This window comes from Oscillibacter sp. CU971 (genome assembly GCF_905219725.1).
GTDB lineage: Bacteria > Bacillota > Clostridia > Oscillospirales > Oscillospiraceae > Oscillibacter.
In genome coordinates this window covers 1-1,220 of the sequence record NZ_CAJMXG010000531.1, presented here as the reverse complement: position 1 = coordinate 1,220, position 1,220 = coordinate 1, and the positions used below count along the sequence as shown (strand labels likewise).

Sequence of the window (1,220 nt, the reverse complement as noted above, 5' to 3'; positions counted from 1 at the left end):
CATTTTAGGCCCATCCTAGAAGCGGTAAATAAGCGGTACAGCTACCCCTTAAACCTCTGACGGCGCCTCACTCGAATCCCCGAAAGTCCTTATGGCTCTAGCGGTTTCAGCCCGCTTCTCTTCCAGGGATTCCTTCAAAATCATGTCCTTCACCTTCATAAGCCGGATGGTGGTCGCGCGGTCGTTTTCATCCAGCTTCATGTTGATATACCGGATCGCCTCCTGGGTATTGGGAATCATCACATACTCCAGTGCGTTGACCCGCCGCCGGGTCTTCTCGATCTCCTCCGCCATCAGCTGGGCGGACTTCTCGATCTCCGCCAGCTTCAAGAGCTTGCGGAACACCTTCCCCAGCGCGTCCACCGCCGTGTCCAGCTCGCCGGACGTGGCCGCGAAGCCGTAGGGATAGATGTCGGAGTCCGACCGGGTCTGGGTCTGGAAGTCGTACACCGGCACGTTGACGGACATGATATTCTGGGTGGTCTGGGTCAGGACCACGCTCTGCTTCGGGTACAGCAGGGCCTGCTCCATGGCCTCGGAGCTCATCAGGGCGGAGGCCACCGTGAAGGCCCCGTGGACCCTCATCAGCTCCTCCTCCACCTCGGCCCGGAGGGCCCGGACCTCCCGGACCGTCTCCAGGAACTGCTTCATCAGCTCATCCCGCTTGTCCTTCAGCAGCTTGTGGCCCCGCTGGGCGGTGCGCAGCTTGCCCTTCAGGCGGGTGAGCTCCATCCGGGTGGGGCTTACCGTGATATTCGCCATGGCTCACCCCTCCTTACTGCTCGTCTTTTTTCGGCCAGTACCTCTCGATCAGCTCCGGCTTGATGCGCTTCAGCTCCGCCTTGGGCAGGATGCTGAGGAGCTCCCAGCCCAGGTTCAGCGTCTCCTCGATGGACCGGTTCTCCTCATAGCCCTGGTTCACGTAGCGCCGCTCGAACTCGTCGGCGAACTTGGCGTACAGCAGGTCCGTGGGAGTCAGGGCCGCCTCGCCCAGGATGGACATCAATTCCTTGTTGTCCTTGCCGGTGGAGTAGGCCGCGAAGAGCTGGTTCATGGTGTCGGCATGGTCCTCCCGGGTCTTGCCCTTGCCCACGCCCTTGTCCTTCAAACGGCTCAGGGAGGGCAGCACGTCCACGGGGGGATGGATGCCCTGGCGGTACAGGGACCGGGCGAGGATGATCTGGCCCTCGGTGATATAGCCCGTCAGGTCGGGGATGGGG

At 61.9% G+C, this 1,220-nt stretch carries 1 protein-coding gene and 1 pseudogene; both read right to left on the bottom strand.

All coding sequences use genetic code 11. The features are described 5' to 3' along the window. Positions 1-48: 48 nt before the first annotated feature. Positions 49-762: a V-type ATP synthase subunit D gene (locus tag JX325_RS17190; RefSeq protein WP_204792225.1), complete on the bottom strand. Its 714-nt coding sequence runs from the start codon at positions 760-762 to the stop codon at positions 49-51. 13 nt (positions 763-775) lie between these two features. Beyond that, positions 776-1,220 (bottom strand): annotated as a pseudogene (locus tag JX325_RS17185) (V-type ATP synthase subunit B); the annotation flags it as partial.

Coding starts and splice junctions, on each gene's coding strand:
- JX325_RS17190 (WP_204792225.1), bottom strand. CDS start 762: ATGGCGAATATCACGGTAAGCCCCACCCGGATGGAGCTCACCCGCCTG.